Source organism: Variovorax sp. 679 (genome assembly GCF_003952185.1).
In the GTDB taxonomy this organism is placed as follows: domain Bacteria; phylum Pseudomonadota; class Gammaproteobacteria; order Burkholderiales; family Burkholderiaceae_C; genus Variovorax.
This window is the reverse complement of the sequence record NZ_RXFS01000011.1, coordinates 40739-60190: the sequence shown is the minus strand read 5'-3', so window position 1 is coordinate 60190 and position 19452 is coordinate 40739. Positions and strand designations below refer to the sequence as shown.

The window sequence follows — 19452 nt, the reverse complement described above, 5'->3', positions numbered from 1 at the left end:
ATGGCCACGCAGCGGCCCGGTTTCCCCGTTCGCCTCACACCCACCGCCCCGGCCGCCACACGTGGGCGCATGCCTGCCGCGCCGGTCAAGTCCGTGGTGCCTTCCACGCCATCGATGGCATCCGACGCCGTGCGTGCGCGCATGGTGCAGAAGCTCGCGGCGCAGGGCATTTCCGACCAGCGCGTGCTGCGCGCAATGGGCACGGTGGAGCGGCATCGTTTCGTCGACAGCGCGCTGGTGAACCAGGCCTACGAAGACACCAGCCTGCCGATCGGGCTGGGACAGACCATCTCCAAGCCCAACGTCGTGGCCCGCATGATCGAGCTGCTGATGGGCGCTCCCGCGCTGGCGGGAAAGCCGCAGGACAAGCTGGGCCGGGTGCTTGAGATAGGCACGGGTTGCGGCTACCAGGCCGCCGTGCTGAATCATGTGGCGACCGAGGTCTACAGCATCGAGCGCCTGCGCGGGCTGCACGAGCGCGCGCGCTCCAATCTGCGGCATTTCCGGCTGGCGACGGTGCACCTGATGTTGGGCGACGGAATGATCGGCTATGCCAAGGGTGCACCCTATGCCGGCATCATCGCCGCGGCAGGCGGCGAGGCAGTGCCGGAGGCATGGATCGAGCAGCTTGCGGTGGGCGGCCGCATCGTGGCGCCGACCCACTCCGCGAAGGGCGGCCAAGCCCTCGTCGTCATCGACAAGACCCCTCGGGGACTGGAGCGCCTCATTCTTGAGGCGGTCCACTTTGTCCCCCTAAAATCTGGTATCGCTTGAAGGAACAACAAATGCAGGGTTTTGGCAATCGGAGTTGGTTCGCTGGCGTCACGTTGGCCTTTGTGCTCGTGATCGCAGGCTGTTCCACACCGCGTGGGCCGGCACCAGTCGAAGACCGCGGCACGATGACGCGCGCGCCAGGTGCAACGGTGCCCGGCGGCCCGCCCATCACCACCGATGCCAACGGCAAGCCGCTTGCCGGTATCGAAAATTATGGCAAGCCCGGCTATTACGCCGTGCGCCCGGGTGACACCATTCGCCGCATCGGCGCAGAGACCGGGCAACGCTGGCAGGACATCGTCCGCTGGAACAACCTCGACAACCCGGACCTGATCGAAGTCGGCCAGGTGCTGCGCGTGATTCCGCCGGCTGGCTCGGCGGGCACTGCCGTTGCGGCCGCTCCCGCCACGTCGTCCGGCACTTCGTCCGAAGGCGCCGTCACGAAGCCGGTTGCTCCGCAGCCCGCTGTGGTGCCTTCGACGCCGTCCAGCGGCGCGACCAAGCCGCCGGCAGTGGTCACGGCTTCACCGGCAAGCCCCGGCAGCGGAAGTTCGGGTGATGAAGACCTCGGCTGGATCTGGCCCGCGAGCGGCTCGCTGATCGCCGGCTTCGACGAAGCCAAGAACAAGGGCTACGACATCAGCGGCAAGGCGGGCGACCCCGTACTGGCTGCCGCCGACGGCCGTGTGGTCTACGCGGGTGCTGGCCTGCGCGGCTACGGCAACCTGATCATCCTGAAGCACAACAACACCTACCTCACGGCGTACGCACACAACCAGGCGCTGCTCGTGAAGGAAGACCAGTCGGTTCAGAAGGGCCAGAAGATCGCCGAAATGGGCAACAGCGACGCCGATCGCGTGAAGCTGCATTTCGAGATCCGCCGTCAGGGCAAGCCAGTCGATCCCTCGCGCTACCTGCCCAACCGGTGATGCCATGGCTGCCTCCCGCCCCCGCCGCACGCTGTTGCCTGTGCGCGGGTCGACGGGCAAGGGCAGTTTGCCTTCTGGCAATGGGCATCCCGAGTTCGCCGGCGAGAGCGCACGGCCCCCGGAAGAAGACGTAGATCCATCGTCGGCGGCGGATGCCGCATTGCCCGTCAACGGCGCAGCGGGTGAACTGGTCGGCGGCGAGGGTGCCGATGCGTTGACCATCTACCTGCGGCAGGTCCGCCGCACCGAACTCTTCACGCCCGCAGAGGAATACCAGACCGCCTGCGCTGCGCGCGCCGGAGACTTTGCTGCGCGGCAGTCGATGATCGAACATAACCTGCGGCTGGTGGTCAACATCGCCAAGAGCTACCTGGGGCGGGGTGTGCCGCTGTCCGATCTCATCGAGGAGGGCAATCTCGGCTTGATGCACGCGATCACGAAGTTCGAGCCTGAGCGCGGCTTTCGCTTCTCCACATATGCGACCTGGTGGATCCGTCAGTCCGTCGAGCGCGCGGTCATGACGCAGGCACGAGCCATCCGGCTGCCGGTGCATGTGGTGCGCGAGTTGCAGCAGGTGCTCAAGGCTCGCCGCACGCTCGAAGGCGATGCCGAATTCGTTGCACGCCGGCCGGATGGCGTGCGTGTGGAAGACATTGCCGCGCTGCTGGGCCGCGACGTGCAGGCGGTTGCCGACCTGCTCGCCCTGTCAGAGGCCCCGCGCTCGCTGGATGCGGGTGATTCCCGGGGGGACGAGGGCTTCACGCTGGCCGACACCGTTGCATCCGAGGATGGGCAGAGCAGTCCGACCGATGTGGCGCACATGCGCGAGGTGGAGCGCCTGCTCGACCGCTGGGTGCATGCCCTCGACGCGCGCGAACGCGAGGTGCTGGAGGGGCGCTACGGCCTGCACGACCGCGAGCCCGAAACGCTGGAGGTGCTGAGCGTGCGCCTCGGCCTCACGCGCGAGCGCGTGCGGCAGATCCAGAACGAGGCCCTGGCCAAGATGCGCCGCCAGCTGGCCCGCTCCGGCGTGGGGCGCGACGCGCTGTTCTAGCGGCGTCCGGCCACGCTGAGACAATCGGGGGATGACGGAATCCATTGAAGAAAAGAAAGTCCCCACGAATCCCGGCGAAGAATGGCTGAAGGTCGAGTCTCTCGACCTCGATGCGCAGGGCGTTGCGCACAAGGCCGACGGCATGGTCGTGTTCATCGAAGGCGCGCTGCCTTTCGAGGAGGTGCAGTTCAACGTTCATCGCCGCAAGAACAACTGGGAGCAGGGCACGGTCACGGCCATCCGCCGTGAATCGTCGCAGCGGGTTCGCCCCGGCTGCCCGCATTTCGGCCTGCACACTGGCGCCTGCGGCGGCTGCAAGATGCAGCACCTCGACGCGGCCGCCCAGGTGGCCGTGAAGCAGCGTGCGCTGGAAGACAACCTCTGGCACCTCGGCAAGGTCAAGCCCGAGAACCTGCTGCGGCCGCTCGAAGGGCCGGCCTGGCATTACCGCTATCGCGCGCGCCTTTCGGTGCGCCATGTGGTCAAGAAGGGCACGGTGCTGATCGGCTTTCACGAACGCAAGAGCCGCTATCTGGCCGACATGCAGGTATGCCCGGTGCTGCCGAAGCAGGTCAGCGAAATGCTGATGCCGCTGCGTGAGCTGATCGGCTCGATGGACGCGCGGGACACCTGCCCCCAGATCGAACTGGCCTGCGGCGACGCGTCCGATTCGACGCGGCTTGGCACGATCGCCCTGGTGCTGCGTCACCTCGAGCCGCTCTCGCATGCCGACATCGACCGCCTGAAGGCCTTTGCCGAGAAGAACGAAGGCGTCCAGTGGTGGCTGCAGCCCAAGGGGCCGGACACCGTGAAGCTGCTCGAAGAAGGCGGCACGCCGCTTGCCTACAGGCTGCCGGAGTTCGGCGTCACGATGCCGTTCAAGCCTACCGATTTCACGCAGGTCAATCCGCACATCAATCGTGCGCTGGTGGGCAAGGCGCTGCGCCTGCTCGACGTTCAATCCGATGAGCGCGTGATCGACTGGTTCTGCGGTCTCGGCAACTTCACCCTGCCACTGGCGAGCCGGGCGCGCGAGGTGCTGGGCATCGAGGGCAGCGACACGCTGGTGGCGCGCGCGACCGACAACTTCAAGAGAAATCAGCCGGCCACTTCGGCTCGCCGTGAGCTATCGCCCGCGACGTTCGTGGCGCGCAACCTGTTCGAGATGACACCGGAGATGCTGGTGGCCGACGGCAGCGCCGACAAGTGGCTGGTCGATCCGCCGCGCGAAGGCGCGTTCGCGCTGGCCAAGGCCATCGCCGACCTTCACCAGCAGCCCGAGCTGCGCACCAACGGCTGGACGCCGCCCAGGCGCATCGTGTATGTGAGCTGCAACCCGTCGACGCTTGCGCGCGATGCCGGTTTGCTGGTGCATCAGGCGGGCTATCGCTGCACTCATGCGGGGGTGGTCAACATGTTCCCGCACACGGCGCACGTCGAGTCGATCGCAGTTTTCGAACTGGAATGAAAAAGGGCCCCTCGGGGCCCTTTTTGCTGGTGCGCGTGATGCGCCTGCCTGCTTGTTCGCTCAGTCGCGTTCGCCACCGAAGATGCCCAGCAGCGCCAGCAGGCTCTGGAACACGTTGAACAGGTCGAGGTACAGCGCAAGCGTGGCACTGATGTAGTTGGTTTCGCCGCCGTCCATGATCTGCTTCAGGTCATAGAGCATGTAGGCCGAGAAGATGCCGATGGCAGCCACCGAGATGACCAGCATGCCCGTGGTGGAGCCAACGAACACGTTGATGATGGCGCCGAACATCAGCACCAGCGCGCCGACGAACAGGAACTTGCCCATGCCCGACAGGTCGCGCTTGATGACCGTGGCCAGCGAAGCCATCACGAGGAACACGCCGGCGGTGCCGCCGAAGGCCGTCATGATGAGTTCCGAGCCGTTCTTGAAGCCGAGCACCATCGCGATCAGGCGCGACAGCATCAGGCCCATGAAGAAGGTGAATGCCAGGAGCACCGGCACGCCGGCGGCGGAGTTCTTGGTTTTCTCGATGGCGAACATGAAGCCGAAGGCACCGCCGAGGAAGACGATGAGGCCGAGGCCGCCGGTGAGCGACCGGGTGATGCCGGTGCTGACGCCGACCCAGGCGCCCAGCACGGTGGGCAGCAGGCTCAACGCGAGAAGCCAGTAGGTGTTGCGCAGCACGCGCTGGCGCTCGGCCTGCGCCAGCGGTTGTCCGTAGCTGGAAGAGGTATCTAGGGTGGTAACGCGGTCGTTCATGGCCGGAGCTCCTGTGATTGCTGCAATGACGCAGTTGGGCGCATTCTAGGGGGCCGCAAGAGGGGGTACTGAAAAGACCGTATGCGGGGTGTTCCCAAGCCCTGAGGACACCCTTGGCGGCATGGCCGTTATGCTGTCGGGTTTTCACGCAAACCGAGCTTATCCATCATGAAGACCAAGTCATTCCTCGAACTCGCCGACGTCAAGACCATCGCTGCAGCCGCCGAAGCCGAGGCCCTCAAGAACAACTGGGCGGTGACCATCGCGATCTCGGACGACGCCGGCAACCTGCTCTGGCTGCAGCGCCTGGACGGCGCCGCGGCGCTGTCCTCGCACATCGCTCCCGCCAAGGCGCACACGGCAGCCATGGGCCGCCGCGAAAGCAAGGTCTATGAAGACATCATCAACGGCGGCCGCACGGCTTTCCTGACGGCGCCGGAAGTGCAGGGCCTGCTCGAAGGTGGCGTGCCGATCGTCAAGGACGGCCACGTGATCGGCGCCGTTGGCGTGAGCGGCGTGAAGTCGAACGAAGACGCACAGATCGCCAAGGCTGGCATTGCGGCTCTCGGCCTCTGATTTTTCTTCCGCGCAAAGCAAAACGCCGACTTCGAGGTCGGCGTTTTTATTTGGGCTGCTTCAGCGTGAAAAAAAGCTTGGCTAGTCGGCGAACCGTTGGCTAGCAAAAAACGACCCTTCGGAGATGAATCTCCTTGAGTCGCCCCACGATGAAACTTGCGCGAAGGGGCGGGCTGGGTGACTTACTTGGTCAGGATCAGCTTGCCGAGTTTGGTGGCTTGAAGCCGGTAGAGGGAACCGTTGTGCATGATGCCCACAGTCTTGCTTCCTTTCAGAAGCTCCGTGCTCTCGAGCATCGGCACCGGACGCGTTGCCTGGATGGACGCATGGCCGCCACCCGATTGGTCGAGCGAAGGATGGTTCAGGACAGAGAAGGCATTCGGTGTGGCTGGCATCTGGAGTTCCCTTATCGAAGCGATGAGTGAATGATAATGATTCGCAACAAGAAGTCAATCATCACGATCAACTTTTTTTCCTTGTGCTTTTTCAGATCACTTCGCGTCGGGTTCCGTGACGAAGCCGATCTTGCGTACGCCGGCTTCGCGGGCTTCTGACATCGCCTTGGCCACGCGCTCGTAGCGAACGGCCTTGTCGCCGCGGATGTGCAGCTCGGGTTGCGGTTCCTTGGCCGCTTCGGCGGCGAGACGGCCTGGGAGTTCGCTGTCGTCGATCTTCTGCTCGTTCCAGTAGTAGGAACCATCAGCCGTGACGCTGAACAGGATGTTCTGCGGCTTGGGCTGCTCCGGCTCGCTCGAGGCGCGCGGGAGGTCGATGTTGACCGCGTGCTTCATCACCGGCACGGTGATGATGAAGATGATGAGCAGCACCAGCATGACGTCGACCAGCGGCGTCATGTTGATTTCGTTCATCACCTCATCGGGTTCGTCTTGTGTTCCGAAGGCCATGATGCTCAGCCCTTCTTGAGCGGAACCACGATGGCATCGCCGGCGCCGCTCTGGACGCGAGCGCCGGTCACGAAGTAGGCGTGCAGGTCGTGGGCGAAGGCGTTGAGCTTGGTCAGCACGAACTTGTTGCCGCGCACCAGGGCGTTGTAGCCCAGCACCGCGGGAATGGCGACGGCCAGGCCGAGCGCCGTCATGATCAGCGCTTCACCGATCGGGCCCGCCACCTTGTCGATGGTGGCCTGGCCGGCGGAGCCGATGCTCATGAGCGCGTGATAGATGCCCCAGACGGTACCGAACAGGCCGATGAACGGCGCGGTGGAACCGACCGAAGCCAGGATCGCGAGGCCGGTCTGCAGGCGGGCGGTGAAGGCGTCGATGCCGTTGCGCAGCGCGCGCGTGATCCAGTCACTCACGTCGAGCGCATCGTGCAGATGGGCCTTGGTGTTGCGGTGGTGGGCTGCAGCTTCGCGGCCTTCGAGGGCGAGCGCCCGGAACGGGTTGCTGTCGTCCTGACCCAGCTTGTTCAGTGCGGTGGCGAAGTCTTCGCTGTGCCAGAAGTCCTGCGAGTGCTTGGCGAGGCGCTTGTAGCGGATGACGTCGAGCGCCTTGACGATGATGACGATCCACGACGCGAGCGACATGCCGATCAGCAGCACCGCCACGGCCTTGGTGACGAAGTCGCCCTGATTCCAGACGTTCATCAAGCCAAATTGGGAATCCATTACTAATGCTCCAAAAAATTACTGGGAAAGAACAAACCTGATGGGGGCTCTCAACAGGTAGACGGTGGCCTCGTTGGCCCCTGGCTGCTTGATTGGCGTGACCTGCGACTGCATCACTGCATCTCGCGCCGCCTGGTCGAGCCGGTCGTATCCGCTCGACTTGAAGATTTCCGCGCGCTTTGGAATGCCGGAGCTGTTGAAGTACACGGACACGATGACCGTGCCGGTTTCGCCCAGGCGCCGGCTCATGGCCGGAAAAACAATGCGCGGCTCGCGGATGTACTGCGTTTGCCCTTCGCTGATCTCGATCAGCTTGGGAGCGGGAGGCGCGGCGGGCGGTGGAGCGGGCGGTTCCGGTGGCGCTGGCGGTGCAATAGGCGCTGGCGGCGGGGGCGGCTCGACGCTGCCCACGGGGGCATTGGGGGCGGGGACCGGCTTGGGCTCCCTGATCGCCTGGGGCCGCGGCGGAGGCGGGGTCTTGGCGGCCTTGGGTTGCGGTGTGGGCGGCGGGGGAGGCGGTGGCGGAGGAGCAGGCTTGGGCGGCTCCAGCAGCTGGCTGATGATCTCGACGGGAATCACCACTTCGGCGGCGCGCCGCAGCAGCCCGCTTTGAAGCGCCCAGAGTGCAGCTGCGTGAAACAGGATGACGCCACCGGCAATGACGACATTGCGCGAAAGGCCGAGGACGGAAGGAGGGGGGGCGAAGCGGTCAGACACGATCAACCATTCGAATGCGGGCACCACGGAAGGTGCCCCGATTGCAGCAAAACCGCTACGAAGACGCCAGTGGCGCTACTTGCGAAAGATCCACCAGACCGAACCCGCTACCAGGATCAGGCTGCCGCCGAGTGCCGAGACGAGTTCCATGCTTTGCTTTCCTTGATGGAGTTGGCAAGCTGGATCGCCCTCGGGCCCGATTCGCAATTCAAGGCGGCGACCGGGTGGGAGGCGCTGCACTGCGCGACGATATCGCGCGCACAGCTTTCACATTGACCACACTGGGTGGCTACGCCAAGTTCGAATTGCACTTCGTCGAAAGTCATGCCGGCCCGCACGTGACGTGCGATTTCTCGGTCGGAGACTCGGCGGCAGACACAAACGATCATGGCGGTGAAAGCGGCAGTTGGCTGGCTGTTGGATGTGGACGATTATAAATAAGAATCCATCGCATTCACAATAACTATGTGTTACCGATTCATGCAACACCCGGGCCGCTGAAGTCAGACTTCCGACCAGAGCCGCAAGAGGTTGTGGTAATGCCCGGTCAGGGCCACCGTTTCCTCGCATTCGCCCAGGCGGGCGCGCAGCCTCTGGATGTTCTGGTCCAGCTCGAAAAGCATGGAGCGTTGCTGATCGCTGCGCACCATGCTCTGGAGCCAGAAAAACGAGCAGATTCGCGCTCCCTGCGTCACGGGGTGTACGCGGTGAAGGCTGCTTGCGGGGTAAAGGATGAGATCACCGGCTGGCAGCTTCACCTCGTGCGAGCCGTAGGTGTCGATCACCTCCAGCTCGCCGCCCTCGTAGTCCTCCGGGTCGCATAGGAAAAGCGTGCACGACAGGTCGGTGCGCAGTTGCTGGCCGCTGCCGGGCAGGGCGCGCACCGCGCCATCGACATGAGCGCCATAGTGCTCGCCTCCCTCGTAGCGGTTGAACAGGGGCGGCACGAAGCGCGACGGAAGCGCGGCCGAGAAGAAAAGCGCATGCCGGGCCAGCGCCGCCAGCACGATCTTGCCCAGCTCCAGCCCGATCGGCGAATGCTCCGGCAACTGGCGGTTGCGCTTGACCTGCGCGCCCTGGGCGCCGACCGTCTCCCGGCCGTCGGTCCATTGCGTGGCGTCTAGCGCGGAACGCATCTCGCGTACCTGGTCGGGGCTCAGCACCTCGGGCACATGCAGCATCATTTTTCAGGAACTCCGCAATGAGAAAAGCCCCGGCGCGGGCCGGGGCTCGAGTGTCGCACTGCACCGGATGAGGCCGGAGCGTGGAGGAGGACCGTCAGAACGCGAAGTTCGCGGTGATCTTGGCCGAGCGCGGCGTGCCCGGCGTGTAGCGGTAGCCGCTCTTGTTGATGGCTGCCACGTAGTCCTTGTTGAACAGGTTGTACACGTTCAGCTGGATGTCGATGTTCTTGTTGATGCGATAGGACGCCATCGCATCGAACACCCAGTACGAGTCGACGTACGCTGGAGTGCCCACCGCGCCGTCGGTGCCGCGCTGCAGCTTGCCGTTGTAGCGGGCGCCGCCGCCGAGCGTCAGGCCGAACGGGAGCTGGTAGGTGGTCCAGAGCGTGAAGGCCTTCTTCGGCGTGTAGGCGAGGGCGGTCGAGCCGTCTGCCAGCACCGAGGGGCCGCTCAGCACGCGGGTGTTCATGGTGGTGAAGCCCGAGCTCACGCCCCAGTTGTCGGTCAGCGCGCCCGACACGCCGAGCTCGATGCCTTGCACGCGCTTCTTGCCGGTCTGGAAGTACTGCTGCGTGACCGAGTCCTGAACGACTTCGTTGCTCACGTCGGTGCGATACAGCGCCGCCGTCAGGGCCACGCGCTTGTTCATCACGTCCCACTTGGTGCCGACCTCGTAGGTCTTGGCCTTCTGCGGCAGGAAGTCGGTACGCGCTGCGCTGCTGCCGGTGCCGCCGGCGGCCAGCTGGAAGTTGGCGCCGCCCGGCGGCTGCGCGGCGGTGCCGTAGGCCGCGTAGACGCTGCTGTTCTCGGTCGGCTTGTAGACCAGGCCGATCTTGCCGGAGAGCAGGTTGTCCGACAGCTTCAGGTTGGTCGGCGTGATCGTCGAGGTCTGCGGGCCGTTGCCGGTGCGCGCTAGCGTCAGCGCGGTGGCGTTGTAGGTGGTCGAGTAGTGGTCGTAGCGCAGGCCGGCGGTCAGCTGCCATTGCTCGTTGAACTTCAGCGTGTCGAAGGCGTAGAGGCCGATGGTGTCGGTGCTGCCGTCCGAGCCAGTGCCGTTCGCGATGCGGTTGTAGCCGCTCACGTAGGGGTTCGGGTTGTAGAGGTTGGCGGCGGGCCACGAGCCGGCGGCGGCCAGCGTGGTGCCCACGCTCGCGAAGCCCGGCGCGTAGAAGTTGTTCGCGGTCTGCTTTTCGCGGATGAATTCGAGGCCGCCGTTGAACGAGTGGCCGATGCTGCCCGTGTTGAACTTGGCCGACACGCTCGTCTGGTTGGTGAAGATCGTGTTTTCCTGGTCCTTGTTGGTGGGCAGGTTGCGCGTGATCGTCCAGCTTGCCGGGATCGTCGGGATCACGGTGTTCAGGAAGCCGGCCGTCACGGCGGGCAGGGTGCCGGCGCCGTTCGTCGACGTCAGGCCGCCGCCCATGAACGACGTCAGCATGTAATCCTGCGAGGTCTTGCCGTAGCGGGTGGTGTTGCGGATGGTGATGTCGGGCGTCAGGTCGTGCTCGATGCGCGCGGTGAACATGTCGGCGGTCACGTTGTCGAAGTCCGAGCTGGTGCCGTAGAAGTTGCTCGAATCGGCGCGCGCGGCGGCGTTCAGGTAGGTGCGACGCGCCAGGCCGCGGGTGATTGCGGTGGCGTCCGGCGTGGTGTAGCCCGGCAGGCCGATGGTGGGCACGCCGCCATCTGGAATGTTGTTCTGCTTGACGTGCAGGTAGTCGAGGAAGATGCGCGTCGGGCTGTTCAGGCCGAGGGCGAGAGAGGGCGCGATCGCCCAGCGCTTGTTCTTGACGAAATCGCGGCCGGCCACGCCGCCGTCTTCGCTCACCGCATTCAGGCGGAAGGCCGCGCCGATGCCGTTGGCGCTGCTCAGCGACTTGTTCCAGTCGACGCTGCCACGTTTGAAGCTGGCGCTGCCGAAGCTCAGGGAGCCCAGGAAGCTGTCTTCGAGCTTGGGCTTCTTGGTGACGAGGTTGATGTAGCCGGTGGGCGAGGTGCGGCCCACGTCGGTACCCGAGGGACCCTTCACGACTTCGACCTGGTCGATGTTGAACACGTCGCGCGACACCGAGCCCAGGTCGCGGATGCCGTCGACGAAGATCGCGCTCGAGCTGTCGAAGCCGCGCATGAAGACGGCGTCGCCCGTGTTGGTGTTGCCGTTCTCCCCGAGGAAGAAGGTACCCACGCCGGGGGTGTTGCGCAGCGCTTCGGTGAGTGTGGTCGCGCCCTGGTCGCGAATGATCTGTTCCTTGATGACCTGGACGGTCTGGGGCGTGTTCATCAGCGGGGCCGTGAACTTGGGGTTCGACGAGTTGTCGGCCTTGTAGTCGGCGGCGGTGGTGGAGTCCTGCACGCGGACTTCAGGCAGTGCCCCGCGCGCCTGGGACTGGGCAAGAGCGCCTGGTGCCGCAATGGCCATCAGCGTGGCGGCGGCAGCGCCTGAGAAGTGTGGAACGGCGCGCGCAACGGTGTGCTTGCGGCTCTTGATGTAGGCCATGAAGGTTTTCTCCGAAAGGGGGGCGGACGGCAGGACTCGACTGGCGATGTCCTGACGGTCTGCGTTCCTTGGAGAAACGAGGGGACTGGCTGGGTGAGTCGATTCACGAAGCGTCGTAAATCGCTGCAAATGATATTGGTTCTCAATATCAAAATTGACCGGTGAGCCGAATTAATCCAAAAGTTGTGCTCGATTTGTTGCTGTCACGCAACTGACGCAATGGCCGCGCCTCAGTAGACATCGCGGCGATAACGCCCGCCGATCGTCAGCTCGTCGATCAGCGCATCGCCGGCAATCTGCCGCAATGCCGCGTCCACGCCCGATGCCATGCCCTGCAGGCTTCCGCAGACGTAGACGGCCGCGCCGCCGCGCAGCCATTGCAGCAGGGTGTCGGCCGACTGCAGCAACCTGTGCTGGACGTAGAAGCGCTCGGCCTGATCGCGCGAGAACACCATGTCGAGCCGTTGCAGCACGCCGCCGGCCTGCCATGCTTCGATTTCTTCTCGATAGAGGAAGTCGTGGGCGGCCTGGCGCTCGCCGAACACCAGCCAGTTGTCGTGCCTGCCCATGGCTGCACGAGCCCGCAGATGCGCACGCAGGCCCGCGATTCCGGTGCCGTTCCCGATGAGGATCAAGGGGCGGGCTTCGTTGCCGTCCAGCCGGAAGCCCCGATGTGGCCGCAGGCGCAGGGCTACCGTGTCGCCGATGCTGAGGGTGGAGGTGAGCAAGCCCGATGCCGCTCCGAGCGTGCCGTCCGGATGCTGTTCCTGCCGCACGAGCAACTGCAGTTCGCCGTCGGCGTATACGGAGGCGATGGAGTAGTCGCGCGGGCGCGCCGGATCGCTTGCAACGGCTACCTGTGCGAGGTCGCCCGAAGCCCAATTCGGCATCGCGCCGGCCTGCGGCACCAGGCCCAGATGGAAGACCGGTCCGCCAGCGCTACCCGGATTGAGGCGTGTGCGCTCGACGAGCCGCCATTGGGTGAAGCCATCGATTGCGGCATCGGCGATGCCGGGTTCCGGCATCTCGCCCCACTGCCCCTGCCATGCAGCCAGCGCGGCCGGGTCGCTGTTGTCGACCTCGATGCGATCGAACTCGCGCCTGGCGCCCGCTGCCTGCAGCCATTCGTCGAGCGTGCGGCCAAAGCCGCAGAAGTTGGCGTACTGCCGGTCGCCCAGTGCGAGCACGGCGTAGCTCAATGAAGGCAATGCTGGCGGTGAATTCGTCATCAGCCGTTCGACGAACACGCTGGCGCCATCGGGCGCATCGCCCTCGCCGTAGGTGCTTGCGATGAATAGCGCGCGGCGCGCAGTGGCCAGCGTCGAGGTGTCCAGCGCGTTCAGTTCCATCACGCGCGCAGGCGTGCTCGCGGCGCTCAACTGCCGAGCAGTCTGCCAGGCGATTGCTTCGGCCTGGCCGGTCTGGCTGGCGAACAGCACGAGCACCGGAGGCTCGTCACCCCCTCCCGAAAGCGCCACGGCATCGCGTGCGGCTGCGGCTTTTCGCCTGTGCTCGCGCAGGTAGATCGACGCGCAAAGCAACGCATATGCCGCCAGGGTGGAGCCTGCGCCCAGCGCGCGCCAGCCGAAGTCGTTCATGTCCTGCCCGGTGAGGGCCAGGCGGGTGTCGCCCTTGCGGCAGGCAGTGGATCTCCATGGCTCACGAACAGCGCGGCAATGCCGTGCTGCTGCGCAAAGTCGAATCCTTCGTCCGGGCCCAGCACCGTCAGCACGGTGGCCAGCGCGTCGGCCTGCATGCATTCCGCGTGCAGCGCGGTGACGCTGGCCAGTGCATGCGCGACTGGTTCGCCCGTGCGCGGATCGATGGTGTGCGACCAGCGACGCCCCCCGTGCGAACGCCGGTGCCACCGGTCGCCCGATGTGGCGATGGCCATGTCGGCAAGCGCTACGCGTCGCGCCCCGGACGGATCACCATCGACGAGCACTTGCCAGGTTTGCCCGCCGGGGCGCTTGCCGATGCCTCGCAGTTCCCCACCGATCTCTAGAAGTGCGTCGGCAATGCCCAACTCGCGCAAGGCCTCGATGCCGTGATCGACCGCGAAGCCCTTGGCAATGCCTGACAGATCCAGCGTGACGCCACCTGGCTGCAGCAGCGAGCCATCGGCAGCATCGAAAGCCAGTCGCGACCAACCGACGCGTTCCTTTGCCTCGGCCAGAACACTCGCGGCAGGCAGGCCGCTTTCTTCCCCTGCATCGGGACCGAAGCCCCAGCAGGAGACCAGCGGGCCGACGGTCGGATCGATCGCGCCGCCGCTGGCCGTCGCCCACTCGAAGGCGCACCGCATCACCGTCGCGAACTCCGCAGGTAGCGCATGGCGCGACCCGGCCTGAGCCCGGTTGAACCGGCTGATGTCCGAGTCGGGCTCCCAGTGGCTCATCTGCGCGATCACACGGTTGAGCGCCGCCTCGACAGCTGCTCGCACTTCCGCGAGCGGCAGCATGCGCGGGTTGTCGAAGCGCAGCGACCAGGTCGTGCCCATGGTCTGCCCGCCCAGCTGCTGCAAGGTCGCGGGATCGGCGGGGCGAGGTACGGCCGCGTTGGCGTAGCCGCCAGCGCGCCAGGTGCTGAACGAAATGCCCAAGGTGGCGTTCTGCGTCAGGGCATCACTTCAAGGGTGGCCGCGTAGTTCAGGCGGCGTTCCTTGGCTTGCGGCACCGTGGTCTTGTTGTCCTTGGTGCTGGCGTCGAGCCAGTACATGCCGGCGGCCGGCCAGGTGACGCTGAACTGGCCCTTGTCGTCGGTCTTGAGCTTGATTTCCTCGAGCTTGTCGCGGTACTGGGTGTTGCCCGCCGTCACCGTCACTTCGAGTCCCTTTGCGGGCTGGCCGTCGAGGTTCAGCGTGAAGATGGCCTTCTCACCCTTGACCAGGTCGGTCGGGCTGCCGGTGGAGATGAGCTCCAGACCCTGGCCGACAGGCTTGAGCGCGGAAGGCTTGCCGACGGTCACGAAGGTCTCGATGCGGCCGAGCGATTGGGTGATCGTCACTTCCTGCGCGTCGGCCGGAATCTCCTTGCCGATGGTTTCGGCGGTGCCGCGCGCACGCTTGGCCTGGCCCGTGGCCTTGTCCTTCCAGCTCGCGAAGGCGCCGGCGTTGATCACGGCGATGCGGTAGGTGCCCGCCTGCGCAACGCTCACGTCGAACACGTTGCGCAGCTTGAGCTTGGCTTCGGTCTCGGGTTTGATGGTGCTGCCGTCGGGCGCGGTGATCTGCAGGCCGTCGAGCCGCAGCGGCGCGTGGTTCGCCACGAACAGGTCGTTCGACACCGCGGCATCGACGGTCACGGTGTCGGCCTTGGAGAACACGGTGGAGGAGGGCAGCAGCCAGGCGTTGTGCGCCTGTGCGAGCGATGCGGCGGCAGTGAGGGCGATGGCGAGAGAGGCTGCGCGCAAGTTGAAATGGGTCATGGCAGTTCCTTGATGTGACGGGCTGGCGAAAGACGAGGGCTGTGCGTTGTCGCTCAGGGCTTGAGTTCGAGCTTGATCTCGCCAAGCTCTTCCTTGCCCGTGGCGGTCGGCTGCGCCGCGGCCGTCGGAGGCCACTGGAAGGGAATGCTCACGACTTCGCGACCGCCGACTTCACGCGCGGCCTCGACCACGAGCTTGTAGGCGCCCGGTGCGAGCTTGGGCATGGGTGCCGTGCCTTCGGTGAAGCTCAGCTGGTGCTTGCCGGCGGGCTTGGTCGCGCCCGTCACTCCGTCAACCGGTACGGAGAGCTCGCGGCCGCCGCGGCGCCACCACTGGCGCATGTCCTTCAGCCACTTCGTGCCTTCGCCCTCGGGGTTGTTGGTCTTGACGCGCACGTCGTACCAGACGGCCAGCGTGCCGGCGACGGTGTTGTCGGCGCGCTCGATCCAGGTCGCCACATAGGGGCGGTGGTACTCGGAGACATTCAGCCGGGGAATCTCGATGTTGACAGCCAGTCCCGACGCGAAGGCCGGAGCCGCGAACAGCGCCGAGATGGCCAGCGGCGCGAGTGAGTAGCGAACGTGCACGGGAAACCTCTTTCCTGGATCTGGATTGATTGATGAACGGAATCAGTGAATGAACAGCAGCGCGAGCAGCACCGGCACGACAAGCCCCATGCCGACCATCGGCCAGGTGAACGGCCGGTTGCCCGCATGCATCTTGAGAATGAAGAGGCCTGTGATCGCGAAGACCAGTGCGGCGCCCGCGAAGATGTCGATGAACCAGCTCCAAGCGGCGCCTGTGTTGCGGCCCTTGTGGAGGTCGTTGAAGTAGGAGAGCCAGCCGCGGTCGGTGCGCTCGTATTCGATTTCGCCGTCGGCCAGGCTCAGGCGCAGCCAGGCATCGCCGCCGGGGCGGGGGAGCGACAGGTAGATCTCGTCGTCGGACCACTCGGCTTCGCGGCCTGCGGTGGAGATGTCCCAGTGCTTCTGCACCCAGGCCTGGAATTCAGGGGGCAGGGGGGCTTTCCCCTTGAGAGCCTTGGCGGCGGGCAGCTGCTTTTCGAGCTGTGCACGAAGGGCTTCGTCGATGGAGCCGCTCAGCTTCGTGACGGTCGGCTTGGCCTCGATCTGCCCTGCATGATTGAGGGTGAAGCCCGTGACGCTGAACAGGATCATGCCGATGAGGCAGATCGCCGAGCTCACCCAATGCCATTCGTGCAGGGTCTTGAGCCAGTAGGCACGGCGGCGGTTGTCGGGGCGGGTGGCAGTCATCGAAGGCGCGGATTTTATCTGCGCAAATGAGAATGACTGTTATTCGTGGGCGGTTAAGTTACGTAAAGCAATAAAAAACGGGATCGAAGTCCCGTTGATCGAAGAGGGGCAGAGGCCCGCCTTATTCGAGTTCGCCCATCTGCGACTGCAGGTAGTTCTGCAGGCCGACCCTGTCGATCAGGTCGATCTGGGTTTCGAGGAAGTCGATGTGCTCTTCGGTGTCGTCCAGGATCTCCTGGAGCAGGTCGCGCGAGACATAGTCACGCACCGATTCGCAATGCGCGATGCCGTCCTTGATGGTGGCCTGAGCGCCGGTCTCGGCGCCGAGGTCGCAGCGAAGCAACTCGGGCACGTCTTCGCCGATGTTCAGCTTGCCCAGGTCCTGCAGGTTCGGCAGGCCGTCGAGCATGAAGATGCGGTCCATCAGCTTGTCGGCGTGCTTCATTTCGCCGATCGATTCCTCGTATTCCTTCTTGGCCAGCTTGTCCAGGCCCCAGTGCTTGAGCATCCGGTAGTGCAGGAAATACTGGTTGATCGCAGTCAGCTCGTTCTTGAGCTGCGCCTGCAGGTGTTCGATGACTTTGGGGTCGCCCTTCATGATTTTTCCTTGTTCTGAAAGCGGTGATTGTCAGAGGCGAAAAGGCGCGTTTGCAAGCAAACCCATGCTGCGCCGGTCTGCATGCGTGTGATGGTGATACACGTTCGTATTGCGGCTGCGAAAGGGCGCCCGAAGCTCATCGTGAACATAGCGAGTTGCAATACTTTTGATAGATATCAACTATTAAATTTGATGGATTGGTAGTTATACTGATGGCTCGCCCTTTTCATCAGCCACCACAAGGAATCACCAATGTCCCTGATCAACACCGAAATCATTCCCTTCAAGGCCACCGCGTATCACAACGGCAAGTTCGTGCCCGTCAGCAACGAGAACTTCAAGGGCAAGTGGTCGGTCGTGGTGTTCTACCCGGCAGACTTTACGTTCGTGTGTCCCACCGAACTCGGCGACCTGGCCGATCACTACGCCGAATTCCAGAAGCTCGGCGTCGAGATCTACGGCGTGTCGACCGACACCCATTTCACCCACAAGGCATGGCATGACACCTCGGACACCATCGGCAAGGTCAAGTACCCGCTGATCGGCGACCCGAGCCAGCAACTGGCCCGTGCCTTCCAGGTGCTGATCGAAGAAGGCGAAGACGCCGGCCTGGCCTATCGCGGCACCTTCGTGATCGACCCCGAAGGCAAGATCAAGACCATCGAAGTGCACGACAACGGTATCGGCCGCGACGCCGCCGAACTGCTGCGCCGCGTGAAGGCTGCCCAGTACGTGGCTGCCCACCCCGGTGAAGTCTGCCCCGCCAAGTGGACCGAAGGCGCCGAAACGCTGAAGCCCTCGTTCGACCTCGTCGGCAAGATCTAAGCGCCTCCCGCGCGAAAGCCCGGGCGCTCACGAGGCCCCGGGCTTTTTTTTCCCCAGTTGATAGTTTCCAGTTATCGAAAGAGAGTCCCTCATGCTCGACGCAAGCACCAAAGCCCAATTGAAGAGTTACCTCGAGCGCGCCACCCAGCCGATCGAGATCGTCGCCTCGCTCGACGACAGCAAGGCCTCGGGCGAGATGCTGTCGCTGCTGAAGGACGTTGCCGAATCGTCCCCGCTGGTCAGGCTGACCGAAAGCCGCGACGACAACCACCGCAAGCCCTCGTTCTCGGTCAACCGCCCGAGCGAAAACCACGGCCCGCGCTTTGCCGGCCTGCCGATGGGCCATGAATTCACGTCGCTGATCCTCGCGTTGCTGCAGATCGGCGGCTATCCCCCGAAGGTCGAGCAGGCCGTGCTCGACCAGATCAAGGCGCTCGACGGCGACTTCGAGTTCGAGATCTACGTCTCGCTCACCTGCCACAACTGCCCCGACGTGGTCCAGGCGCTGAACCTGATGGCGGTGCAGAACCCGCGCATCCGCACCACGATGATCGAAGGCGGCACCTTCCAGGACGAAGTGAAGGAACGCCAGATCATGGCCGTGCCGACCGTGTTCCTCAACGGCACCGAGTTCGGCCAGGGCCGCATGAGCCTGGAGGAAATCCTCGCCAAGATCGACACCAGTGGCGTCGAGCGCGAAGCGAAGAAGATCGCCGGCAAGGACCCCTTCGACGTGCTGATCGTCGGCGGCGGCCCCGCCGGCGCGGCAGCCGCCGTGTACGCGGCGCGCAAGGGCATCCGCACCGGCGTGGCCTCCGAGCGTTTCGGCGGCCAGGTGCTCGACACCATGGGCATCGAGAACTTCATCTCGATCAAGGAAACCGAAGGACCGAAGTTCGCCCACGCGCTCGAGGAGCATGTGCGCGACTACGAGGTCGACATCATGAATCTGCAGCGCGCGAAGGCGCTCGTGCCCGGCAGCGATCTCATCGAGGTGAAGCTCGAGAGCGGCGCGTCGCTCAAGAGCAAGTCGGTCATCATTTCGACCGGCGCGCGCTGGCGCAACATCAACGTGCCCGGCGAACACGAGTTCAAGAACAAGGGCGTGGCCTACTGCCCGCACTGCGACGGCCCGCTGTTCAAGGGCAAGCGCGTGGCGGTGATCGGCGGCGGCAACTCGGGCGTCGAAGCGGCGATCGACCTCGCCGGCATCGTCGGCCACGTCACGCTGATCGAGTTCGATACGCAACTGCGCGCCGACGCCGTGTTGCAGCGCAAGCTCCGGAGCCTGAAGAACGTCGACGTGTTCACCAACGCGCAGACCACCGAGATCACCGGCGACCAGAAGGTCAACGGCCTGATCTACAAGGACCGCGCGACGGGCGAGTCGAAGAAGGTCGAGCTCGAAGGCGTGTTCATCCAGATCGGCCTGGTGCCCAACACCGACTGGCTCAAGGGCACGGTCGAGCTGTCGAAGCACGGCGAGATCATCGTCGACGCACGCGGCCAGACCTCCGTGCCGGGCGTGTTCGCGGCGGGCGATGCGACGACGGTGCCGTTCAAGCAGATCATCATCGCGGCCGGCGACGGCGCGAAGGCGGCACTCGGTGCGTTCGACCACCTGATCCGCACATCGGCCCCTGCATGAGTAAGCCTTAAGTTGTTTCAATGAGAACTGTTCTCATACAATAAAAGGCTCGAGCCGAGACTTTTGTTTCGGCCCCTCATTGCCAGCCAGGTC

General features: G+C 64.7%; 21 protein-coding genes. 7 read left to right on the top strand and 14 right to left on the bottom strand.

Annotated features, from left to right (window positions below):
• Genes EJO71_RS26340 through rlmD form a run of 4 tightly spaced genes read left to right on the top strand, consistent with a single transcriptional unit; the run spans position 1 to position 4225 of the window.
• Positions 1-774: a protein-L-isoaspartate(D-aspartate) O-methyltransferase gene (locus EJO71_RS26340; RefSeq protein ID WP_125951611.1), complete on the top strand. Its 774-nt coding sequence runs from the start codon at positions 1-3 to the stop codon at positions 772-774.
• Positions 775-785: 11 nt separating this feature from the next.
• Positions 786-1703 carry a peptidoglycan DD-metalloendopeptidase family protein gene (locus EJO71_RS26335; RefSeq protein ID WP_125951610.1) on the top strand — a complete coding sequence of 306 codons (918 nt, stop codon included), beginning with the start codon at positions 786-788 and terminating at the stop codon, positions 1701-1703.
• A 4-nt stretch (positions 1704-1707) separates the two neighbouring features.
• The gene (locus EJO71_RS26330; RefSeq protein ID WP_125951609.1) at positions 1708-2757 is read left to right on the top strand and encodes a sigma-70 family RNA polymerase sigma factor; all 1050 of its coding nucleotides are present in this window, start codon (positions 1708-1710) and stop codon (positions 2755-2757) included.
• Between the two features lie 31 nt (positions 2758-2788).
• Positions 2789-4225, top strand: coding sequence for a 23S rRNA (uracil(1939)-C(5))-methyltransferase RlmD (gene rlmD / locus EJO71_RS26325; protein WP_125951608.1), 1437 nt, complete (start codon positions 2789-2791; stop codon positions 4223-4225).
• A gap of 60 nt (positions 4226-4285) precedes the next feature.
• On the opposite strand, the gene EJO71_RS26320 is transcribed toward rlmD, so the two are convergent.
• On the bottom strand, positions 4286-4987 hold the full coding sequence (locus EJO71_RS26320) for a Bax inhibitor-1/YccA family protein (RefSeq protein WP_125951607.1): 702 nt from the start codon (positions 4985-4987) through the stop codon (positions 4286-4288).
• A gap of 168 nt (positions 4988-5155) precedes the next feature.
• Between EJO71_RS26320 and EJO71_RS26315 the strand changes: the two genes are divergently transcribed.
• Entirely contained in the window at positions 5156-5563 is a 408-nt protein-coding gene (locus EJO71_RS26315; protein WP_081268676.1) for a heme-binding protein, read from the top strand.
• Between the two features lie 182 nt (positions 5564-5745).
• Here the strand turns inward: EJO71_RS26315 and EJO71_RS26310 are convergent, their stop codons facing one another.
• The 13 genes from EJO71_RS26310 to bfr form a co-directional block, all read right to left on the bottom strand.
• Positions 5746-5958, bottom strand: a complete 213-nt coding sequence (locus tag EJO71_RS26310) for a hemin uptake protein HemP (RefSeq protein ID WP_019655899.1) — start codon at positions 5956-5958, stop codon at positions 5746-5748.
• A gap of 96 nt (positions 5959-6054) precedes the next feature.
• On the bottom strand, positions 6055-6468 hold the full coding sequence (locus EJO71_RS26305; RefSeq protein WP_116268647.1) for a biopolymer transporter ExbD: 414 nt from the start codon (positions 6466-6468) through the stop codon (positions 6055-6057).
• A 5-nt stretch (positions 6469-6473) separates the two neighbouring features.
• Positions 6474-7190 carry a MotA/TolQ/ExbB proton channel family protein gene (locus EJO71_RS26300; protein ID WP_125951606.1) on the bottom strand — a complete coding sequence of 239 codons (717 nt, stop codon included), beginning with the start codon at positions 7188-7190 and terminating at the stop codon, positions 6474-6476.
• Positions 7191-7208: 18 nt separating this feature from the next.
• Positions 7209-7913, bottom strand: coding sequence for an energy transducer TonB (locus tag EJO71_RS26295; protein WP_125951775.1), 705 nt, complete (start codon positions 7911-7913; stop codon positions 7209-7211).
• Positions 7914-8023: 110 nt separating this feature from the next.
• Positions 8024-8296: a (2Fe-2S)-binding protein gene (locus EJO71_RS26290; RefSeq protein WP_125951605.1), complete on the bottom strand. Its 273-nt coding sequence runs from the start codon at positions 8294-8296 to the stop codon at positions 8024-8026.
• A 114-nt stretch (positions 8297-8410) separates the two neighbouring features.
• Positions 8411-9091 (bottom strand): Fe2+-dependent dioxygenase, encoded by a 681-nt coding sequence (locus tag EJO71_RS26285; protein ID WP_125951604.1) that lies wholly within the window; start codon positions 9089-9091, stop codon positions 8411-8413.
• A gap of 94 nt (positions 9092-9185) precedes the next feature.
• On the bottom strand, positions 9186-11588 hold the full coding sequence (locus EJO71_RS26280; RefSeq protein WP_125951603.1) for a catecholate siderophore receptor Fiu: 2403 nt from the start codon (positions 11586-11588) through the stop codon (positions 9186-9188).
• 230 nt (positions 11589-11818) lie between these two features.
• On the bottom strand, positions 11819-13186 hold the full coding sequence (locus tag EJO71_RS26275; RefSeq protein ID WP_125951602.1) for a sulfite reductase subunit alpha: 1368 nt from the start codon (positions 13184-13186) through the stop codon (positions 11819-11821).
• Positions 13183-14190 carry an FAD:protein FMN transferase gene (locus EJO71_RS26270; RefSeq protein ID WP_125951601.1) on the bottom strand — a complete coding sequence of 336 codons (1008 nt, stop codon included), beginning with the start codon at positions 14188-14190 and terminating at the stop codon, positions 13183-13185. The genes EJO71_RS26275 and EJO71_RS26270 overlap by 4 nt, the downstream gene beginning before the upstream one ends.
• Positions 14191-14204: 14 nt before the next feature.
• Complete coding sequence (locus EJO71_RS26265; RefSeq protein WP_125951600.1) at positions 14205-15014, bottom strand: DUF4198 domain-containing protein; 810 nt, start codon at positions 15012-15014, stop codon at positions 14205-14207.
• 53 nt (positions 15015-15067) lie between these two features.
• On the bottom strand, positions 15068-15601 hold the full coding sequence (locus EJO71_RS26260) for a DUF2271 domain-containing protein (protein ID WP_125951599.1): 534 nt from the start codon (positions 15599-15601) through the stop codon (positions 15068-15070).
• 42 nt (positions 15602-15643) lie between these two features.
• Positions 15644-16288, bottom strand: coding sequence for a PepSY-associated TM helix domain-containing protein (locus tag EJO71_RS26255; RefSeq protein ID WP_125951598.1), 645 nt, complete (start codon positions 16286-16288; stop codon positions 15644-15646).
• A 121-nt stretch (positions 16289-16409) separates the two neighbouring features.
• Positions 16410-16886, bottom strand: a complete 477-nt coding sequence (bfr, locus tag EJO71_RS26250; protein WP_056583098.1) for a bacterioferritin — start codon at positions 16884-16886, stop codon at positions 16410-16412.
• 252 nt (positions 16887-17138) lie between these two features.
• Between bfr and ahpC the strand changes: the two genes are divergently transcribed.
• Both ahpC and ahpF read left to right on the top strand, forming a co-directional pair.
• Positions 17139-17711, top strand: coding sequence for an alkyl hydroperoxide reductase subunit C (gene ahpC / locus EJO71_RS26245; protein WP_093203355.1), 573 nt, complete (start codon positions 17139-17141; stop codon positions 17709-17711).
• 91 nt (positions 17712-17802) lie between these two features.
• The gene (ahpF, locus tag EJO71_RS26240) at positions 17803-19359 is read left to right on the top strand and encodes an alkyl hydroperoxide reductase subunit F (protein ID WP_125951597.1); all 1557 of its coding nucleotides are present in this window, start codon (positions 17803-17805) and stop codon (positions 19357-19359) included.
• Positions 19360-19452: the final 93 nt, after the last annotated feature.